Below are 18,632 nucleotides of genomic sequence, written 5' to 3' on the forward strand. Positions count from 1 at the left end.
GACGTGCATATAAATCATCCGAACGGATGACCCTCCAGGCTCGGTTACCGCCTTCGTGCAAATTCTGTGCCCCCACACCCGCCGTGGCTCCGTCCCACCCGGTACATGCGAAAATGGGGTACCGGGCGCACAGACAGCCCAGCCCAGAGCCGCTGATGGCCTCTCGCCGCCGAACACGCGTCTGCATCAGCACAGAGCTGATCGGGATCGGGCGACTTCCCACGGCGCAATCGCGGCAACCGGGTCCTCCCCGAAGGCTGTGCAAGCGCGACTCTCTCTTCGGCTTACGGTAGATCCGACGCACATGAAAGGCTGTCCAACGGAAAGGGCGGCCAGTGCATCAGTTCCTCGATATGCCAGCCGCCCTTGCGTTGTCTGCGGCCCACCGGCCTGGTCTGGTGGTTCTCATGGTCATTCCTCCGGTCCGGCCAGGATGAAGTCGTCCTGGGTCAGTTCGGCCTGGAGCCGGCGCTCTGCCACTTCGGCGTAGTGGTCGGACAGTTCGACGCCGACGAAGTGGCGGCCTTCGCGCAGGGCGGCGACTCCGGTGGAGCCGCTGCCGGTGAACGGATCCAGGACAGTGCCGTCTTCGGGGCAGATCCGGACGAGCTGCCGCATGATCTCCACGGGCTTCTGGGTGATGTGGACCCGGTCCTTACGGGGCTGGGAGGCGACGAAGTACCCGGGCAGGTACAGGTCCCGGCTGTGGTCGAGGGTGCCCTTGACCCCCCAGGTGATGAACTCCGACGACTGCTTGAAGCCGCCCTTCCTCGGGCGGCTGGCGGGCTTGATCCAGGGGATCGTGCCCGACCAGGTCCACCCGGCCATCTGCAGGGCGTCGCTGGTGGTGGGTTCCTGGCGCCAGTCGGAGAAGACAGCGGCGACCGCGTGCTCGACCGCGGCCCGGTACGCCTCGGTGAGCAGCTCGGTCAGCCAGCTCCGGTACGAGCGCTGGTCGCGGTTCTCGCCGGGGAAGTTCTGCAGGTCGTGCGCGCTGTTGGTGGTGACGTACTTGGCGCGGGCGGTGCGGCCGGTGCGGTCGGAGCTGGTGCGTCCGCCGCTGTTGTACGGCGGGTCGGTGATGACGGCGTGGACGCAACTGTCGGGCAGGGTCTTGAGCACGGTGAGAGCGTCGCCTCGGTGCAGCGTGTAGGTCATGCGCGGGGCCTCTTTCCAGGGCGCGAGGGAAATGCCCGCTCCGGGGAATGCCGAAAGGCGGCGATCCGGAGCGGGGGTTGCGCCGGAGGTTAGCCACCAATCCCGGACGGACCTAATGGGCCCGGGTGTCCTCCACGGCCTGGAAGGGGGTCATTTGGCGCGTCCGGATTTCCGGTCTACTGTCCCGTCAAGTCACCGAGGTGGGCAACCGCTTCACCCATGTTGACCTGTGCTGATCCGTGTTTCCGTGTCCAATTGGGCAGCCGGAAAGGCACGTTCACCCCTGCATTCCGCACCGATAGGGGACCTGTTGTGTACTGCCTGAGATTACGAGCGCGGCCGGCTGCCGCGCACGACCTGAAACCGGCGTCCGGGAGCTGTCAACTCCCCTGATCCGGGCCCGCCTCCGGTAGGCGGATTCACACCGGCGCGGTGCCGGCGGCTTTGCACGAGAGGCCGGCACCGTGCCTCCTACCAACGCAAGGAGCCGCTGCGATGCAGCACGACCTGATACGCCCACACCCCGGCCCGACCCTGTTGTGCAGTAAGGCCGTTGGCCACGGCGGGCGGTGGCGGCGATGAAGAAGACCACCGGAGTCGTCGTCGGCCTCGCCGCTGCCGGTCCGCTGCTGCTGGCCGTTCCCCTGCTCGGCATCACAGCGGGAAGTACGGCGGCCTCGTGTTCCACCGGCGCTGCACAGGCTGTGGATACCGCAGCGGTGGCCGCGCAGGTGAAGGCGATCCTGGACGGCGGCAGCACCGGCACCGTGACCGTGCCGGGGCTGGATGACCCGGCCGAGCAGGTGCCCAACGCCGAGACCATCGCGGCCACCGGCCTGGCCATGGGCATCCCCGCCCGCGGGCAGATCGTGGCGCTGGCGACCGCGCTGCAGGAGAGCGGCCTGCGCAACCTCACCTACGGTGACCGCGATTCCCTGGGCTTGTTCCAGCAGCGGCCCTCGCAGGGCTGGGGCACCGCAGCCGAGATCCTCGACCCCGTCCACGCCTCGACCAGGTTCTTCGAGGCGCTGGAACAGGTCTCCGGGTGGCAGTCGCTGACCGTCGCCCAAGCTGCCCAGGCGGTGCAGAAGTCGGACTTCCCCGACGCCTACGCGACGTGGGAACCGCTGGCGACCGCTCTACAGAAGGCCATCGAACCGCTGCTGGCACCAACCGGCAGTTCAACACCGGCTCCCATCCCGTCAGGCTCCGGCGCCATCGGCACCATACCGACGGGTATCGGCGGCGGTTGTTCGCCCGGCGGGGACGGGACCGGCTTCGGCGTCATCCCGCCGGGTTCGGTGCCGGCCGGATACACGATCCCGGCGGACGCTCCGCCGGAGGTGCAGACCGCGATCCGCTGGGCGCTGGGCCAGCTCGGCACCGACTACCAGTGGGGCGGGAGCTGCACCGACTCGCACGGCCCGGACCCGATGGGCCGCTGCGACTGCTCGTCCCTCATGCAGCAGTCGTACAAAGCGGCCGGGGTCACGCTCTCGCGGACGACGTACACGCAAGTTCAGGAGGGCAAGCCGGTTTCGGTGAATACCCTCCAGCCTGGTGATCTCGTCTTCACCGAGGGGAGCGCCGAAGCTCCCGAGCACGTCGGGATGTACATCGGCTCCGGGCTGATCATCAACGCCCCCCACACCGGCGCCGTGGTGGACATCAACACCCTCGCCGACTGGAGGCCGCAGATCCTCGCGGCCCGCCGCATCGTCTGACCCGGCGTTCTCCCCCTCCTCCTTTTCTCTTCTTCCCCTTTCCTTCCGCGCCACCGCCGCGCCCCCGCGGGCTTCGGCGCGCCCTGAATCGAACTGGAGTTCTTATCATGTATCTCGCCGACAAGGTTGTGCGGCTCGCTTACGACCCCGGGATCAAGCCGAACGAGGGCGGGCTGCCGGGCCTGTCCGTTCTCAAGGAGGTGATGGGCTCGATCAACCTGTTCGGGATCATCGCGGTGGTCGGGGCACTGGCGGTCAGCGCCGGAGTGTGGGCCTGGGGCCACCACTCCGGCGGCCACCAGGCCGAGGCCAACGGCAAGAAGGGCGTGGTCGTCTCAGCGGGCGCGGCCCTCCTGCTCGGTGGCGCCAACGGCATCGTCGCGTTCTTCTCCACGCTCGGAACGCAGGTCCACTGATGCCCGCCACGTCCACGAACCCCAGCGGCACGTCCGGGATACGCCGGCGGGCGCTGCTCGGCACTGCCGTCCTGCTGGTGCTCGTCGCCCTCGCAGGGCTCACCGCTTACCTCACCCGCGACGGCCGCTCCCCTGCCAAGCCGTCTGCTGCGCAGGCGAGTTCGCCTGCTACGACACCCGACTCCTCTACGGCTCCGACCGCGCCTGCGCCGCACGGCGTCAATCCCGGCTTGCCGGTTCCTCCGGACACGCACGACCCGATCACCTTCGGGAAGGCGGCGGCCGTCGCGCTGTGGTCCTACGACACCCGCGCCTCCTCTCAGCCCGAGCTGCTGGCCGCCGTTCACCGATGGCTCACCACGGAGACCAAGTACGCGGACACCGCGTCGGTCGACGCCCTGGTGCCCTCGCCCGTGCTGTGGGAGCGGATGGGCGACCAGGGCCAGTTCGCCACCGCCACCGCGTCCGAGGCGCACTTCCCCGCCTCGTTCACCCAGGCCCTGCAGACCGACCCCGGGGCGATCACCACCGCGTACGTCTACGCCGTGACCGTCACCGGAGCGCAGTCCATCGCCTGGACCGGCTCACCCCGCGGCGGCGCGGAGGCCCGCACGATCACCCTCGCCGTCCAGTGCCGCCCCGACCGGCCCTGCTCGCTCGCCGGCGTCCTGCCCAACGTCGCCCCCTGACCAGCCCACTCCGATAAGGAGGTTCCGCTATGGGAGCCTGCGATCTTCCCCTGATGTCCCAGGTGTGCGACGCCATCGGCGGCGTCGTCTCCGGCACCGGCCAGGCCGTCACCGACGGCATCGGCGCCTGGCTTGCCAAGTCCGCCGGAGACCTGGCCGCCAGCGCCGCCGACCTCGCCGCCCGCGCGGTCGACGAGACCACCGCCATCGACCTCAACGCCCCCTGGTTCCGCGACAACTACGAACTGCTCCTGCCCATCGGCCTGGCCCTGACCGTCGGCACGTTCTGCCTGCAACTGGTGTCCGCGGCCTGGCGGCGCGACGAACGCGCCCTGGCCCAGGCCGCCATCGGCACGATGATCGGTGTCCTGTTCTCCTTTTGCGCCGTCGCCTTCACCTCGGTTGCCGTCACCGTGGTCGACGCCCTGTCCGACGGCCTCTTCCAAGCCGCCAACACCTCGGTGGACGACGCGATCCGCCGTGTGGTCGAAGTCAACGAGCTGGGGCCGATGTTCGGTCTGGGCTGGGGCGTCCCGTCCCTGGTTGCGCTCGGCATGGCCATCGGCGCGTTCATGTACTGGGGCGTCATGGTGGCCCGGAAGGTCGGCGTGCTGATCCTGGTCGCCCTCGCGGTCTTCGCCGGATCCGGCGGCGGCTGGGAAGCCGCCAAACGCTGGCGCAGGGGCTGGGTCGAAGCAACCGCCACCCTGGTGGTCAGCAAACTGCTGATGACCGTGGTGTTCCTGATCGGCGTCTCGGCGATGGGCAAGTCCGACTCGCACGACGGCCTGTCCGCGCTGTCCGACGCGATGGCCGGCCTGGTCGTGATGGTCCTGGTCCTGCTCTGCCCCTACGCCACGTACAAGTTCGTCCACTGGGCCTCCGACAGCGGCGGCCACGACGACCTGCACCGCACCGGCATCGCCGGAATGGCCGTCGCCGCAGGCGCCGCCAAGACCGCCGGCAGCCTCGCCATGCAGGCCGGCACCGGAGCCCCGGCGCCGCAGGGGCCCAGCCAGGTACCCGGCGCGGGCGCCGACGGCGTCGCCTCGGGCATCGACCCCGCGGGGTCCAGCCTCAGCAAGGAAGGCATCGACGGCACCCCGAGTCCGAAGACGACCTTCCGCTACGGCGAGGACGAAAGTGCCTCCGGCGACAAGGGACGAGCCCTCATTCAGCGTCCCGGCATCCCTCCGCTGATCACCCGGCCCGCTCCCGCTGAATCCGAAGGCTCCCCAGCCGGCACCCCGGGGGCGGCGGTCCCGGCACCCGGCTCCTCGGACGCGGGAACGATGGGGGCGCCGCCGGACGGCGAACCGTCGGCTACCGGCTCCACGGCACAAACACGCTGGTCCTACCCCGATCAGCCGCCCTCCTGACCGGTCACCCGCCAGGGGCGGGCTGCAGGCCCCTTCCCGCAGCCCGCCCCTCCCCCAGGCCGCGCGGCACCGCCCGGCTCATCCCATCCTCTCCTATCTCCTGGACCCGCAATGTCTGACAACCGCAACCCCGAGGTGGTCCCCCTGGCCACCGTGAAGTTCCCGCACCGCAGCCGCCGGGGCATCCTGCTCGGCCTGACCGCACCCCAACTGACCGTCGCGACCGCCACCGGCCTGCTGCTCCTGGCCGTCATCCTCACCCGCGGCATCGTCGGCGCCCTCGAACTCCTCCCGGTGTGGGCCGCGATCCTGCTGCTGGTCTTCGTCCGCTCCCAGGGCCGAAGCCTTGCCGACTGGACACCGATCCTCACCCGCCACGCCCTGCGCCGCGCCCAGGGCCAGCTCCTCTGGCTGGCCCGCCCCTCCCGCCGCCCGGTCCGCGAAGGACTCGTCCACCTGCCCGGCACTGCCGCCTCCCTGCGGGTGGTCACCGCACCGGACCGCCGGTACGGCGCCGTCCACCACCCGGGCACCGGCACCCTCACCGCAGTTGTGAAGGTGTCCAGCCGTGCCTACGCCCTGCTCGACCCCGGCACGCAGAACGCCAACGTCGCCGGCTGGGGGCGCGCTTTGGCGGCCCTGGCCCGCACCGGGCAGGTCGCCCGCATCCAGGTGGTCGAGCGCACCGTCCCCGACTCCGGCGACGCGCTGCGCCGGTACTGGGAAGAGCACGGCAACCCCAACGCCCCCATGGCCGGGCAGGTCTACAGCGAGCTGATCGCCTCCGCAGGACCGGCGGCAGCCCCGCACGAGGCGTACGTCGCGGTGTCGCTGGACGCCAAGGGAGCGCGGCGGCTGATCCGCCAGGCGGGCGGCGGCCTGACCGGCGCGTTCTCCGTCCTGGCCCAGCTCATTTCCACCTTCGATCAGGCCGCCCGCACCGCCGGCCTCAACCCGACCGGCTGGCTGACGGCCACCGAGATCGCGGCCGTGGTGCGGACCGCCTACGACCCCAAGGCCCTGGCCGCGCTCGACCGCTGGTCGGACTCCGGCCGCCCCGCCGCCCACCCGGCTGCCGCAGGTCCGGTCGTGGTGGTGGAGAAGGCCGACCACATCGCCACCGACACGGCCTTCCACACCACCTACTGGATCGAGAACTGGCCCCGTATCGAGACCAGCGCAGGCTTTCTGCATCAGCTCCTGTTCACCGCCGGAGTCCGCCGCACCCTCAGCCTGTCGTACGAGCCGAAGGGCCTGGACGCCGCGCTGCGCGACGTCCAGCGTAAGAAAGCCTCCGTGATCGCGGATGCCGCCGAGCGCGCCCGGCGCGGACAGGTCGACTCCGAGGCCGATTCAATCGAGTACGCCGACATCAAGGCCCGCGAGCGCCAGCTCATCGCCGGGCACGCCGACGTCGCCCTGACCGGCCTGCTCACCGTCTCGGCCGACTCCGAAGACGAGCTGCGCTCCGCGTGCGCGGTCGTGGAGACCGCGGCCGTCGGCGCCCAGCTCGACCTTCGGGCCTTGCGCTGGCAGCAGGCCGAGGCGTTCACCGCCGCCGCCCTGCCGCTCGCCCTCGCCGTCTGATGCCGGCCCCATCCCTACCCGCTGAAAGAGCACCGCCATGTCCCGCACCACCAGCACGCCGACCGCGCAGGACTTCGTGCCCTTCGCCACCGCCGCGATCGACTTCCACCGCGCCCTCAACGTCCCGGCAGGCCCGCTCGTCGCCTCCCGGACCGAGCTGGACTCTGTGCACGAGCACCTGGTCGCCGTGTACGAGCTGCTCGACGCACACGCGGTGCGCACCGGCTCCCTCGCGGCCGTCGAGGGCGACTGCCTGAGCGCCGCGCGCACCCGGATCTGGCAGGCCGCCGACCACGTCCACGCCGCCTTCCACGCAGCGCCCCGGCCGGACTCCGGTGAAGTTCCCGACCGTGAGGCGTGCCGTGCCGCGCTCCCCGAAGGCGCCCCGGAGCTGACCATCTGCCGGCGCCACCAGACCGCGGCCCGGCTGGTCCGCCGCCGCAGCACCCCGGCCGATCTGCACGGGCCGTTCACCGGCCTCGTCCGCCACTGACCCCGCGATCAGAGCAGGAGAAACGCTCATGCCCCGCACCCGCGCCAGCGCCACAGCCGTGTTCGTGCCGCGCAAAGCCTCCCGCGCCCAGCAGCGCGCCGCCCGCGCCGGATTCGCCGCAGCCCGCCGGCAGGCCCGCCGCGCCGAAACCCCACCCAAACGGCCCGGCCAGGAGGGCCTCGATCCGGAGCTGCGGCCGACCTACCCGCCCTCCGGGCGCCCCGGCCCGGCCTCCGCCCGCGGCGGAAAGCTCCGCCTGCCCGCACACCGCATGACCACCGCCACCGTCTCCGGCGCCTATCCCTTCCTCGCCGAAGGCGGACTCGGCGCGGAAGGCATCTTCATCGGCCGCGATGTCCACGCGGAGGCCGCGTTCTGCTACGACCCGTTCTCGCTGTACGCCAGCGGCCGGATCGAGGGCTTCACCAACCCCAACGTGGTGCTGGCCGGGATCATCGGGATGGGCAAATCCGCGCTCGCGAAGTCGATCGCCACCCGCGCCATCGCCCACGGCTACAAGGTCTACGTCCCCTGCGACCCGAAGGGCGAATGGAGCCCCGTCGCCCAGGCGTTGGGCGGCTACACCATCGCACTCGGCCCCGGCCTCCCCGGCAGGCTGAACCCGCTGGACGCCCCCGCTAGGCCGGAGGCGGTGAGCGAAACCGACTGGGCCACCGAGACCCGCAAGCGCCGGCTGCTGCTGCTGGCCGGCCTCGCCCGCACCGTCCTGGCCCGCGATCTGCTGCCGATGGAGCACACCGCGCTTGACCTCACCCTCGACCTGGTCGTCACCCAGGCGGAGGCGACCGGGACCGTGCCGCTGCTCGGCGAGATCGCCCACGTCCTGGGCTCGCCCGAACGCCTCGACGCCGCCCTCGGCGACCACGCCGGGCACATGGGAACCGCAGCCCAGGACCTCGCCCACGCACTGCGCCGCCTCGTGCACGGCGACCTCAGCGGCATGTTCGACGCCCCCTCGACCGTGATCTTCGACCCGGCCACACCGATGCTGTCCATCGACCTGTCCCGGCTCGGCGGCTCCGGCGACGACACCGCGCTGGTCCTCGCCATGACCTGCGCCTCGGCGTGGATGGAGGCCGCTCTGGCCGATCCGGACAGCGGCAGGCGCTGGGTGATCTACGACGAAGCCTGGCGCGTGATGCGGCACGTCGGCCTGCTGGAGCGCATGCAGTCCCAGTGGAAACTCTCCCGGGGGCTCGGCATCGCCAACCTGATGGTCATCCACCGGCTGTCCGACCTGCTGTCCGCGGGCGACGCCGGCTCACGTGGCAGGGTGCTGGCCGAGGGCCTGCTCGCCGACTGCAGCACACGGATCATCTACCGCCAGGAACCCGACCAGCTCGCCGCCGCAGCCTCCCTGCTCGGCCTGACCGGCGTCGAAACCCAGGCCGTCTCCGCCCTCACCAAGGGCCGGGGTTTGTGGAAAGTCGCAGGCCGGAGCTTCATCACCCAGCACCTGCTCCACCCGGCCGAGCGGAATCTGTTCGACACCGACGCCAGGATGCGCTGAACCCCACCCCGCAACAGAAGGAGCCAGCCCGTGCTGCCCAACCCCGACTTCGAACTCTACGACAACGCCGGACGGACCACCGAGCAGATCAACGCCGCCAAGACCGGCGTGCCCACGCACGACGACCTGCGCCGCTGGTCGGTCAAGGAGGGCTCCGTACCCGAACCGGCCGGGCCCGCCATCACCGCCTGGACCGACCGCCTCCACGACGCCGAGCCCAGCGAGGTCGCCCAACTGATCCTCCTCACCACGACTGACCCGAACGGCATCCTCCCCAGGCTGCACGAGTTCCTCGAAGCCGCCGCCGACAAACTCCAGCAGGCGGGCGCCGGCGAAGCCGCCGCCAACCTGACCGGCATCGTCAGCCGCCTCGGCGAACTCGACGAAGACCTCTACTACATGACGGTGGACGCCTGGGAGGAGATCAACGCCGCGCAGCGCCGCACCAGTGCCGCCACCCGTACCTCTCCCGCCGCCGGCACCCGGCCCACCACCGCTGCCCCAGCCGCGGACCGGCAGCCCGCGCCGCCCCCGGCTCCTCCCCGCCCGGACAACCCCCGCAACCGCTGAAGCCCAGACCAGGAGGAACCCGCCGTGACCCGCACCCGCAGACGCTGTCCCGCCCGAGCCCGCTCACCCGCTTCCTCACCACCGCATTGGACCCGCCATGCCCGCACCCGATCCGAACGCGCCCCTCCCTGCAACGCCCCCCCGCCGCGCGCAGCCCAGCAGCCCGCTGCGAACCTTCAGCGACGCCCTCGCCCTCCGGTTGCCCGGCTCCTGGAACGCGGCCGTCAAGGACCACTTCGCCTACAGCCCGGCCTACGCCTATGTGATGGACAGGCTGTGGGACCACGGTCATGCCCAGTGGGGCCTGCAGGACTTCGTCACCGATGAGGCCACCTTGCTGGACAGCTCCGGCACGGAACTCCTCGTCGTCCTCCCCCGTCCCCACCACCGCACGCAGTTCCTCGTGGCCGCCCTGGCACCGCCCGGAATCGACGGCGTGCTGCGCTCCGGCAATGCGCCTCACGGCATCGCCGTATCCGCCGACCCGGTCCGGGCAGCGGCCGACGTCGAACGCCGACTGCTGCCCCGCTACCGGCACGCTGTGGAAGCGGTGCGCATCCCCGCGCTGCGCGAAGCACACCGGCTCGCCCAACAGGCCCTGGACGACTGGGACGCGGTCTCGGACTCCCTGTGCGACCAGCAGGGCATCCCGCTGGACGAAGACGCCTACGGCGTCCGGCAGACCCAGCGTGACGCCGAAGCCTGGCAGCCCTTCGAGACGTTCCTCTTCCACGGCTCAGCCGCGATCGATCACGCGACAGCCGTCCTGCCCGCTCTCTCGCTGCCTGCCTCCACCCTCGACCGGTGGAGCTACCAACTGCATTCCCTGGCCGATGCCTTGGCCGAAGGCATCCGCATTCGCGACAACTGGGAGCCCCGCTTGGTCGCCAAGATCGAGCAGCCACTTGGCCCGGACCGCTGGATCGCCTTCAACGACACGCTCGACGAGCGCAACGCCGAGGGCTGGCACGCGATGACCCTCTTCATCGACCACGCCCAGGTGCTGCACGCCATCGCCGACGCCGAACGGGAGCGCGCCGAACCCGCCGCTGCCCGCGTCGCCGCCGCGCGGGCACGCTCCACCACCACGGCGCCCGCGCCCAGGCCCGGCTCCCGGCTGCCGGCGCCCGAGGCACCCCCGCCGCCACCCGGGCCTCCGACACGGTCACCCGCCCCTGGCCGCTGACTTCCCCCTGTGTCCGACCCCTTCGCCACGAAAGCCGAACCGCCATGCACACCAATCCTGAGCACCTCCGTCAGCCGCCCCAGCCAGACAGTCCGCCGGGCACCGGTCTCCGGGAGTTCGCCGAAGCGATGGCGGCCGGGCTGCCGGGATGGGACGCCGATGTACGCGATCTCACCTCGGGCGTCGACCACGCCGCCATAGCGGATCTCCTGTGGGACAGCGCCCCGCTGCACAGCGCCTTTGCGCGCTACCGGCTCCAGGAGGCGGCCGTGCTGACCGGCACCGGCGGGGCACGGCTCACCGCGTTCCGCACCCGTTCCCGCGACCAGGTCGCGATCAGCATCCTGCGACCGGACTGGATGCCGGCCGACCTCGTCGGGCCCGGTGACCACCAGATGCCGATGGCCCTCGCCGTCGACCGCGACCCGGTACGGGCCGCCGCCCAAGTCCAGGAGCGCATCCTGCCCCGCTACGAGCAGGCGGTGTGGAGGGTACGGGTCCGTGCCCTGACCGAGGCTGCCGATGGCATCGCCCAGGCATCGGCGAGGTGGGACACGCTCGCGGACTCCTTCCGGGACGCCGACGGGAGGATCAATACGGCCGGGTACAACGAGGGCAAGGCGGCGCGCAACGCGGCGGCCTGGCAGCACGTCGAGACCTTCCTCGCGCACGGCCACGAGGTGCTCGCCGGGGTGAAGGCAACCACGACCGGGGCCGACTACCTCCACGGCCCGATCAGCGCCGACCTTCGGCAGATGCGGGGCATCGACAGCGTCCTGGCCAGGGCCGCCACCATGCGCTCCAGTTGGGAGGACGCCGCCTCAGCGCTGGCCGCAGCACCGCCGGGCACCCGCGAGATCTACCTGGAGCGCGCTCACCGCCTGCGCGACTTGGACGGCTGGCGCTACGCGGACGAACTCAGTTTCAGCGGAGCGGCACTGGCCAGGGCCGCCGCGCACCTGATTGACCGGATCGGAACTGAACAGCCGCCCGCCGACCGGCGCGCGGATGCTGCGCTCACCCGTTCGGCGCCCGGCCCGCACCGTACGACGGCCGCTCCCGCGCCGGTCCTGCCTGCGCAGGTTCCGGCTGCCGAGCGCCGCACCCGCTGACGCTCCTACCACCAGATTCCGGACGGGCCAAAACGGTGATCCGCCGGATCCTCGACCTGCTCGCACCGTGAGCGTCGGTCCCTGTTCGAAAGGTCCTGCTGTGACTGCTTCTCCTCTTCATATCGTCTCCACCGGTCCGGCCACGGGCCTCGTCGCCGGGGGCCCGTACGACGAACTGGCCGCCGCCCTATTGCAACGGGCCGGGTTCGTACCGGTCTCCACCGGCCGTTCGTCGTACTGGCAGATCCCGGAGGACCTCGCCCCCGCCGACGCCCGTGAGATCGCTGGTTCGGCGTACGACATGCTCCGTGCCGCGCGCTACGAGGTCACCATCGCCCCCGAACTGCGGCCGGCGCCGGCAGCGGTGGCCCGCGAGATCAAGGCGATGGCGGGCGAGATCGCCGACGCCGAGAACCTGGACACCGTCATCGCGCTGCTGGCGCCGCTGGCGGCTCCCGAGACCGGCGTCCTGGCGGAGATCTCCTGGCTGATCGGCCACGCGGCCCGGTGGACCGCGGTGGAATCCGCGTGCACCTACCGGGAAGGTCTCGCCCGCATGGTCTTCGGCGCGGCGCAGGCCGTGGAGGTCGCCCAGGGAGAGCTGAACCGGGTGGTCGCGGCGCTGTCCTGGGTTCCGGAGCAGATGCGGGGACGAAACGCACCCCCCGTCAGGGCGGAGGCTGACACCCACCCGCGGGTGACGGCAGCCCGCGCCCGTTCGGCCAGCCCCGCCGGTCCTGGCGAGCAGCCTTCGCCTCCGGCTGCGCCCGCAAGTCGGCCGCCCGCCCCCGGACGCCGGCCGTGAACGGGGAAACGGCAACCTCCACTGGTTCTGTCCCAGCCGCCGTCACCTTCCAGCGCGAAGGGACGCTTGTTACCGCCCACGTCCGCGGCGATGACCCCCAGCGGGGATTCGCCGACTCAGCGCTGCACTACGCCGGCTTCGTCCCGGTCGCGCGCCTGCGCGAGCACTACCACCGGCTGCCGCTGGGCATGACCCGCCCGGACGAGCAGCGGCAGACGGTCACCCGAGCGATCGACCTGCTGCAGGCCGACGGCATCGACTTCTCCGCCGATCCCGACCTGATCGACACCGCGCTCCCGGTTCATGCAGACACCGAGATGAGCCTCGGCGACCGCCTCGGCCAGCTCACCGACTCCCTGTCCCGCGCCCGTCACACCAGCGAGGCGGTCGCCGCGCTGAGCGAGCTGACCGCCCCCGGCACCGGCGCCCTGCAGCGTGTCGTCGAAGCGCTCGAAGCGACCGCCGACTGGTGGGAAGGGCTCGGCGGACCCGCCGATCCCCTCTACGCCGCCCGGCTGCGCCGCATCGCGGGGCACGTGGACATCTGCGCGCTGGAGATCCGGTCCCTGCGCGGCGAACTGGCCGACCGGCACACCGACCATCCCGACCACGTCCGCGTTCACACCGAACGCGTCACCCGCGAGGATCCCGCCGTCTCCCGGGTCACCGCGGCCCTCGCGGTCTCGCCGACGGCACGACGCGACACTCCCGCCGCGATACCGCCAACTCCCGCCGAGCGCGCCGCCCTTCCCACCACCCGGCCGCTTGCCACACCCGGCCGCTGAAACAGAGGAAACCGCCGATGCCCCGTGCCCGCAGAGCCCTGCCCAACCGCCCTCGCTCCCGAGCCCGCTCACGTTCCGGATGGATCCGCCGTGCCCGCCTCCCAAGTCAACCCGCTTCCCGATGTCGTAGTCGGCCGCCACCCCGACTTCGGCATTGTCGCCACCAACCCCACTGACCTCGCTGCCAGCGCCTGGATGCTGCGCGGCTTCGACTTCCACCCCGTTCCCGGCCACCCCGACCTGTACGCGCTGACAGATCAGCAGCACGACGGCCGCGACCGCGCCACCCGAGCCGTCGACCTCCTGCGCCGGGCCAACTACCGGGTTGAGGCCGACGCCGAATTCGACCCCTTTCCAGCAGCCCCCGACCCGGTGCCGGCCGCCGCCGTCCCTGTGCGCGGCGGGCCCGAGGTGGCCTTCGCCGAGCACCCCCGGCTCGGCATCGTCGCCGCTACCACCGACAACGATGTCCTCGGCGGGCAACTCCTCGAAGACCACGGCTGGCGCCACAACCCCAGCCTGGACATCTACACGCTGCCCGTGACCACCGGCCGCGACCAGGCCCTCGGCCAGGTCGTCCAGGCCACCGTCGCGATGCACCGCGCCGGCCTCCAGGTGGCCGTGCAGCCCGCCCTCGCCCGGGACACCGCCGCGCGCCGCCCGCCCCCGCCGACCAGGCCGGCGCCCCGGGAACGCAGCCCGGACACCGACACGCGCACGTTCCCCGCCATGAACGCCACCGCACTCGCCGCCAGCCCGGCCCGCGCCGGTCTGCCCGGCACACCCCCGGTCCCCGTACCGGACGCCTCCGCACCGGCCTCCCGGCCGGTGGACCCGCGCGTGGCCTTCTCCCACACCCGCTGACACCCCCACTCCCGTAAGGAACAGCTCTCATGGCCGTTGTTGGTAAGCCCGGCTATCAGAACGTGCGGAAAGGCGAGGTAGATAGCTGCGGGGCGGTGAGGCCCGCCCTGGAGCACGTCGGCAGTCATTGCCCATCGTTCGTGGTCCAGCCACGCACCGTTGATGCGCTAAAAGCTCCGGCCCCGCCCCGCCTTCGCCCCACACCCCACCGGCTTTCCCGCCACCACCGATAGGAGATCCGCCGTGCCCGAAGCACCAGCAGAGCCGTTCATTCCGATCCGGCACACCATCACCGGCGAGATCACCACCACCGGCTACAACGCCGCCGCCCGGCGAATCCTGCTCCAGGACGGCTTCGAAGAGACGCCCGGCTGCGCCTGCCAAGCGACGGAACCCGTTACGGAGCACGGGCCTGCTCGCCAGCCGACGAGCTGCTCGTCGCCGGCTGGCCCCTGCTTCTGAACCGCGCCCCCGGTCGGCAGGTGAGCGCCGACGGTACGCACCGGTTGGCCTGGTCGCCGATGTCGGCACAGTCCGTGAACCGCTCCGAGACCGGCCAGCCCCTCCAGCCCACGCCAACCCCACCCAACCTTCTACCTGTTGAAGGAGCCTCGTTGTGACCACACCCGGACCGCCTACCAGTCCAGCGCGCACCAAGGCCGGCGAACTACGGGCCAAGGTGGCCCGACTGCTGGCCGACCGGCCGGCAGATGCGCTCACCATCGGGCACATGGCCAGGCACCTGGGCCACTCCCACGGCGCCGTCCGTAACGCCGCCCTCACCCTGGTGCGACGCGGCGAGGCCGACCAAGGCGGAAGCGGACAGCCGGAGTTCCGTGCGAATGCGAAGACTGCCGCAGCCGCGCAGACCGCTGTGATCAGCCCCCCGGGCACCCACTCTTCCCGCGCGCAGGCGGCCACGGCCCGCACGACCATTCCCGCAGCAGCCACGCCGAAGCAGACCGGCCCGATCCGCCGAGCGGGGGGTCAGCTCTACCACCCCCGGGAGCTGGCCGATCTGCCCGATGTCGAGGCGTTGAACCGTCTGCGTGACGCCGACGTGCCGGTGCTGCTCTACGGCCCTCCGGGCACCGGCAAGACGTCGCTGGTGGAGGCGGCGTTCCCGGACCTGCTCACCGTCGCCGGTGACGGCGACACCACGGTCGGCGACTTGGTCGGCGAGTACACGCAGGCTGACAGCGGAGGTTACGTCTTCCAGTACGGTCCGCTGGTCACTGCGATGACCGAGGGCCGCGCCCTGCTGATCGACGATGCCACCTTGATCTCACCGAAGGTCCTGGCGGCGCTGTATCCCGCGATGGACGGGCGCAGGCAGATCCAGGTCAAGGCCCACAAGGGCGAGACCATCAAGGCCGAGCCGGGCTTCTATGTGGTGGCGGGCCACAATCCCGGCGTTCACGGGGCCGTTTTGACGGAGGCGCTGTCCTCCCGGTTCAGCGTGCAGATTCAGATCGGCACAGACTATGACCTCGCCCTGGCCTTGAGGATTGATGCTCGCGTGGTCCGGGTCGCCCGAAACCTCGCCCGCCAGGTCGAACTCGGCGAGCTGGGCTGGGCCCCCCAATTGCGGGAATTGCTCAGCTACCAGAAGACCGAGGCCGTCCTCGGCACCAAGGCCGCGCTCGCGAACCTCGTCGGCATCGCTCCTGTGGAGGATCGCGACGCCGTCGCCGACGCCGTCATCAAGGCTGCCGGCGTCAAGACAATCGCGCCCCTCACCCTCGGCAAGCAGCTCCCCGCCTCGGCCGTCCGGCAGCCCCCGGGCAGCACCGGCTCCGCACACCGGGGCCGCTCGCGATGAGCGCCCACCACCACGTCCAGTCCCCCGCCACCACGCCGAACGACGCCGCCGACCTCGCGCGCTGGGACGACGACGGCGCCCCGCCCGCGCAACCCCGTTCCTCCCCGGCCGCGTGGCTGCGCGTGGGAGCCGAACTCGGCGACCGGCTGGTCGCGCTCTCCGGCCGCCAGGACCTCCTCGTCACCTGCCGCCCCGGCACGCGCAGCGGCGCAGCGGCCGCGTTCTTCCCCACGCTGGGCGAGGTCGAGTTCGACGCCCGGCTGTTCGCCCCGCTCCCGCCCCACGAGGTCAATCCGCGGATCGTGGGCGACGAGGAGCGGTATCCCGCCGCCTGGGGGGTGTTCGTCCACGAGGCCGCGCACGCGGCCCACTCCGTCTGGACGGAGCCTGCCGGAGCGGACCCCCGTGTCGTCGAGGCCGCGCTCCTGCTGGAGGAGAGCCGTGTCGAAGGCGCACACCTGATCACGCGGCCCACGGACCGCACGTACCTGCGTACCAGTGCCCGCACCCTGGTCATGCCCGACATCGCCCACCCCACCCTTCAGGGCATCGAGCACGCCGCCGGCGTGGCGGCCCTGATCCTCGGCCGCCGTGACGTCGGCATCCTGGACGCCGGCGAGACCCGGGCCGTCGCCGATCTGTGCGAAAAGGTGCTGGGCGCAGACCTGTTGGCCACCCTCACCCGCATCTGGACCGCAGCCCACCAGTGCGTCGACCACGACGCCACGACCATGCTCCCGCACGCCCAGGACTGGTGCGACGCTCTGGACGCCGCTGCCCCCGCCCTGCCCGTGCCGGAGAACCTCACCGATCTGCTGTCCGGCGCCGTAGGGGTGGTCATGGACTGCATGGCAGCCACCGACGCCGCCGACCTCGCGGCACAGGCCGCAGCGACCAACGCCATGGCCGCGCAGTCCAAGGCGCAGGCTCAGGACCGAGCCCAGCGGGCCGGCCAGCGACGCCAAGCCGCCGCCACCGCCAAGTCGGTCTTCAACACCCGTGGCACCACCGTCAACCCCGACGGCACACCGGCGCCCTACGGCAACCCGGTCACCGGCACCCGCAGGCCCACCGCCGCCGAGCAGAGTGCCGCCGCGCGCCTGAGCCGCGCCCTGCGTGCCGCCGCCTACCGCGAGCGGACCGAGGAGCGGACCACCAGCCCCACCCCGCCCGGCCGCCTCAACATGCGCGCGGCCCTCGCCCGCGACGCTCAGCGCGCGGCCGGGTCGGTCCCCACCGCGGAACCGTTCACCCACACCCGCCGCCGCAGCTCGCCCACCCCACCGCTGCGTGTGGGGATCGCGGTCGACGTCTCCGGCTCCATGCGTGCCGCCTGCGCGCCCGTCGCGTCCGCTGCCTGGATCGTGGCACGCGCAGCAGTCCTGACCGACCCCGACTCCCTTACCGCCACCATCGCCTACGACACGCACCTGACCGCCTTGACCCGACCCACCCACCGGGCACCGGAGCGCGTGACAACGTTCGGCGCCAAAGGCAGCAGTCACAACCTCGCCTATGCCCTGGACGCGCTCGACCACGGCCTCGAACTCAGCCGCCCCGGCGCCGGCCGCCTACTCGTGATCGTCACTGACGCCATCTACACCCCCGACGAAACCGCTCAAGCCGTCACCCGCGTCAAGCAGCTCACGACCGCCGGCTGCGCCGTACTCCAGCTCACCCTCACCGCGGAGTCCCAGCACCTGCCGGGGACCACCTTGCTGCACCTGACCCAGCCCTCCAGCGCTCCCGCCGCCATCGCCACGGCGGCCACAAACGCCATTCGAAGGACACGCTGAGACGACGCAGAAGGCGGAAGCGTCCCCGAGACCACCGCCAAGCAGTCCAGACCACCTCCGTCCGCCGCATGAATCGTGCATCTGATGCACGACCCTCCGCAGCGACGCAGGCCACCACCCCAACCGCCAACGAAGGGCACTCGATATGAAGCCCCAGACCAGCAGCCCGACCTCGAACGTAACGCCCATCAAACGGAATTCCCCGGAGGTGAAAACGATCTGGAACATCGACTTCTCCTGCGGGCACAGCGATGCCCGCGACCTGTCCGACCGTCCCGCCGACGAACGCGCCGGTTTCGCCCGCTGGCTGGCAGAGCGTCCGTGCACCGACTGTTGGAGGACAGCCCACCAGGCCGACGCCGCCGCCACGCAGCAGTGGCTGGCGGCCAAGCGCGCCGACGAACAGGCCGCCGCCGAAGCATGGTCGACCCAGTACGCGATGCCTCCCCTGGAGGGCACCGAGCGCGCCGTGGCCTGGGCTGTCCGCTGCCGGCATCAGATCCTGGCCGCCGCCTACACCGCCCTCGTCATCGAGGGCGACACCGCTGAGACGGCGTGGGAGGCGATGGAGGACAAGGCGCGCACCGTCACCCGCGCAGGGTGGTGGCTCGACCAGCGCTCCTGCGAGCCCAGCGATCTGTCCGGGCTGCTCGACGCGGCCACAGAAGCGGACCGGCCGACCGAGAACCCGCACTTCTGACCTCCCGGTGCCCCG

Annotated in this window: 18 protein-coding genes; 17 read left to right on the forward strand and 1 reads right to left on the reverse strand. The window is 71.6% G+C overall.

The genetic code is table 11. From position 1 onward, the window contains the following. Positions 1-411: 411 nt before the first annotated feature. Complete coding sequence (locus ACFO3J_RS27245; RefSeq protein WP_386434580.1) at positions 412-1,158, reverse strand: DNA-methyltransferase; 747 nt, start codon at positions 1,156-1,158, stop codon at positions 412-414. 578 nt (positions 1,159-1,736) lie between these two features. On the opposite strand from ACFO3J_RS27245, the gene ACFO3J_RS27250 reads away from it, so the two are divergent. From ACFO3J_RS27250 to ACFO3J_RS27330, 17 genes are all read left to right on the forward strand, one after another. Continuing rightward, positions 1,737-2,882 carry a C40 family peptidase gene (locus ACFO3J_RS27250; protein WP_386434583.1) on the forward strand — a complete coding sequence of 382 codons (1,146 nt, stop codon included), beginning with the start codon at positions 1,737-1,739 and terminating at the stop codon, positions 2,880-2,882. 107 nt (positions 2,883-2,989) lie between these two features. Further along, positions 2,990-3,298 (forward strand): DUF6112 family protein, encoded by a 309-nt coding sequence (locus tag ACFO3J_RS27255; protein ID WP_386434586.1) that lies wholly within the window; start codon positions 2,990-2,992, stop codon positions 3,296-3,298. Beyond that, positions 3,298-3,987 carry a hypothetical protein gene (locus tag ACFO3J_RS27260; protein WP_386434589.1) on the forward strand — a complete coding sequence of 230 codons (690 nt, stop codon included), beginning with the start codon at positions 3,298-3,300 and terminating at the stop codon, positions 3,985-3,987. The genes ACFO3J_RS27255 and ACFO3J_RS27260 overlap by 1 nt, the downstream gene beginning before the upstream one ends. A 29-nt stretch (positions 3,988-4,016) precedes the next feature. Beyond that, positions 4,017-5,366 (forward strand): SCO6881 family protein, encoded by a 1,350-nt coding sequence (locus ACFO3J_RS27265; protein WP_386434591.1) that lies wholly within the window; start codon positions 4,017-4,019, stop codon positions 5,364-5,366. 111 nt (positions 5,367-5,477) lie between these two features. Further along, entirely contained in the window at positions 5,478-6,953 is a 1,476-nt protein-coding gene (locus ACFO3J_RS27270) for an SCO6880 family protein (RefSeq protein WP_386434594.1), read from the forward strand. Between the two features lie 37 nt (positions 6,954-6,990). Further along, entirely contained in the window at positions 6,991-7,446 is a 456-nt protein-coding gene (locus ACFO3J_RS27275) for a DUF6238 family protein (protein WP_386434597.1), read from the forward strand. Between the two features lie 28 nt (positions 7,447-7,474). Continuing rightward, positions 7,475-8,977, forward strand: a complete 1,503-nt coding sequence (locus tag ACFO3J_RS27280) for an ATP-binding protein (RefSeq protein WP_386434600.1) — start codon at positions 7,475-7,477, stop codon at positions 8,975-8,977. 30 nt (positions 8,978-9,007) lie between these two features. Further along, positions 9,008-9,547 carry a hypothetical protein gene (locus tag ACFO3J_RS27285; RefSeq protein WP_386434602.1) on the forward strand — a complete coding sequence of 180 codons (540 nt, stop codon included), beginning with the start codon at positions 9,008-9,010 and terminating at the stop codon, positions 9,545-9,547. 97 nt (positions 9,548-9,644) lie between these two features. Next, positions 9,645-10,733 (forward strand): hypothetical protein, encoded by a 1,089-nt coding sequence (locus tag ACFO3J_RS27290; protein WP_386434604.1) that lies wholly within the window; start codon positions 9,645-9,647, stop codon positions 10,731-10,733. Between the two features lie 44 nt (positions 10,734-10,777). After that, positions 10,778-11,845: a hypothetical protein gene (locus tag ACFO3J_RS27295; protein ID WP_386434606.1), complete on the forward strand. Its 1,068-nt coding sequence runs from the start codon at positions 10,778-10,780 to the stop codon at positions 11,843-11,845. Positions 11,846-11,945: 100 nt separating this feature from the next. Next, positions 11,946-12,650, forward strand: coding sequence for a hypothetical protein (locus tag ACFO3J_RS27300; RefSeq protein WP_386434608.1), 705 nt, complete (start codon positions 11,946-11,948; stop codon positions 12,648-12,650). Beyond that, complete coding sequence (locus ACFO3J_RS27305) at positions 12,647-13,435, forward strand: hypothetical protein (protein WP_386434611.1); 789 nt, start codon at positions 12,647-12,649, stop codon at positions 13,433-13,435. The genes ACFO3J_RS27300 and ACFO3J_RS27305 overlap by 4 nt, the downstream gene beginning before the upstream one ends. A 90-nt stretch (positions 13,436-13,525) precedes the next feature. Further along, a complete protein-coding gene (locus ACFO3J_RS27310) occupies positions 13,526-14,299 on the forward strand; it encodes a hypothetical protein (RefSeq protein WP_386434614.1) in 774 nt (257 codons plus the stop codon). 270 nt (positions 14,300-14,569) lie between these two features. Next, positions 14,570-14,761 carry a hypothetical protein gene (locus ACFO3J_RS27315; RefSeq protein ID WP_386434688.1) on the forward strand — a complete coding sequence of 64 codons (192 nt, stop codon included), beginning with the start codon at positions 14,570-14,572 and terminating at the stop codon, positions 14,759-14,761. A 217-nt stretch (positions 14,762-14,978) separates the two neighbouring features. Beyond that, entirely contained in the window at positions 14,979-16,121 is a 1,143-nt protein-coding gene (locus ACFO3J_RS27320; protein ID WP_386434691.1) for an AAA family ATPase, read from the forward strand. Then, the gene (locus ACFO3J_RS27325) at positions 16,118-17,917 is read left to right on the forward strand and encodes a hypothetical protein (protein WP_386434617.1); all 1,800 of its coding nucleotides are present in this window, start codon (positions 16,118-16,120) and stop codon (positions 17,915-17,917) included. Before ACFO3J_RS27320 ends, ACFO3J_RS27325 begins: the two co-directional genes overlap by 4 nt. Before the next feature lie 208 nt (positions 17,918-18,125). Next, positions 18,126-18,617 carry a hypothetical protein gene (locus ACFO3J_RS27330; RefSeq protein WP_386434620.1) on the forward strand — a complete coding sequence of 164 codons (492 nt, stop codon included), beginning with the start codon at positions 18,126-18,128 and terminating at the stop codon, positions 18,615-18,617. Positions 18,618-18,632 lie beyond the last annotated feature (15 nt).

The sequence above is a fragment of the Streptomyces polygonati genome (genome assembly GCF_042650325.1).
In the GTDB taxonomy this organism is placed as follows: domain Bacteria; phylum Actinomycetota; class Actinomycetes; order Streptomycetales; family Streptomycetaceae; genus Actinacidiphila; species Actinacidiphila polygonati.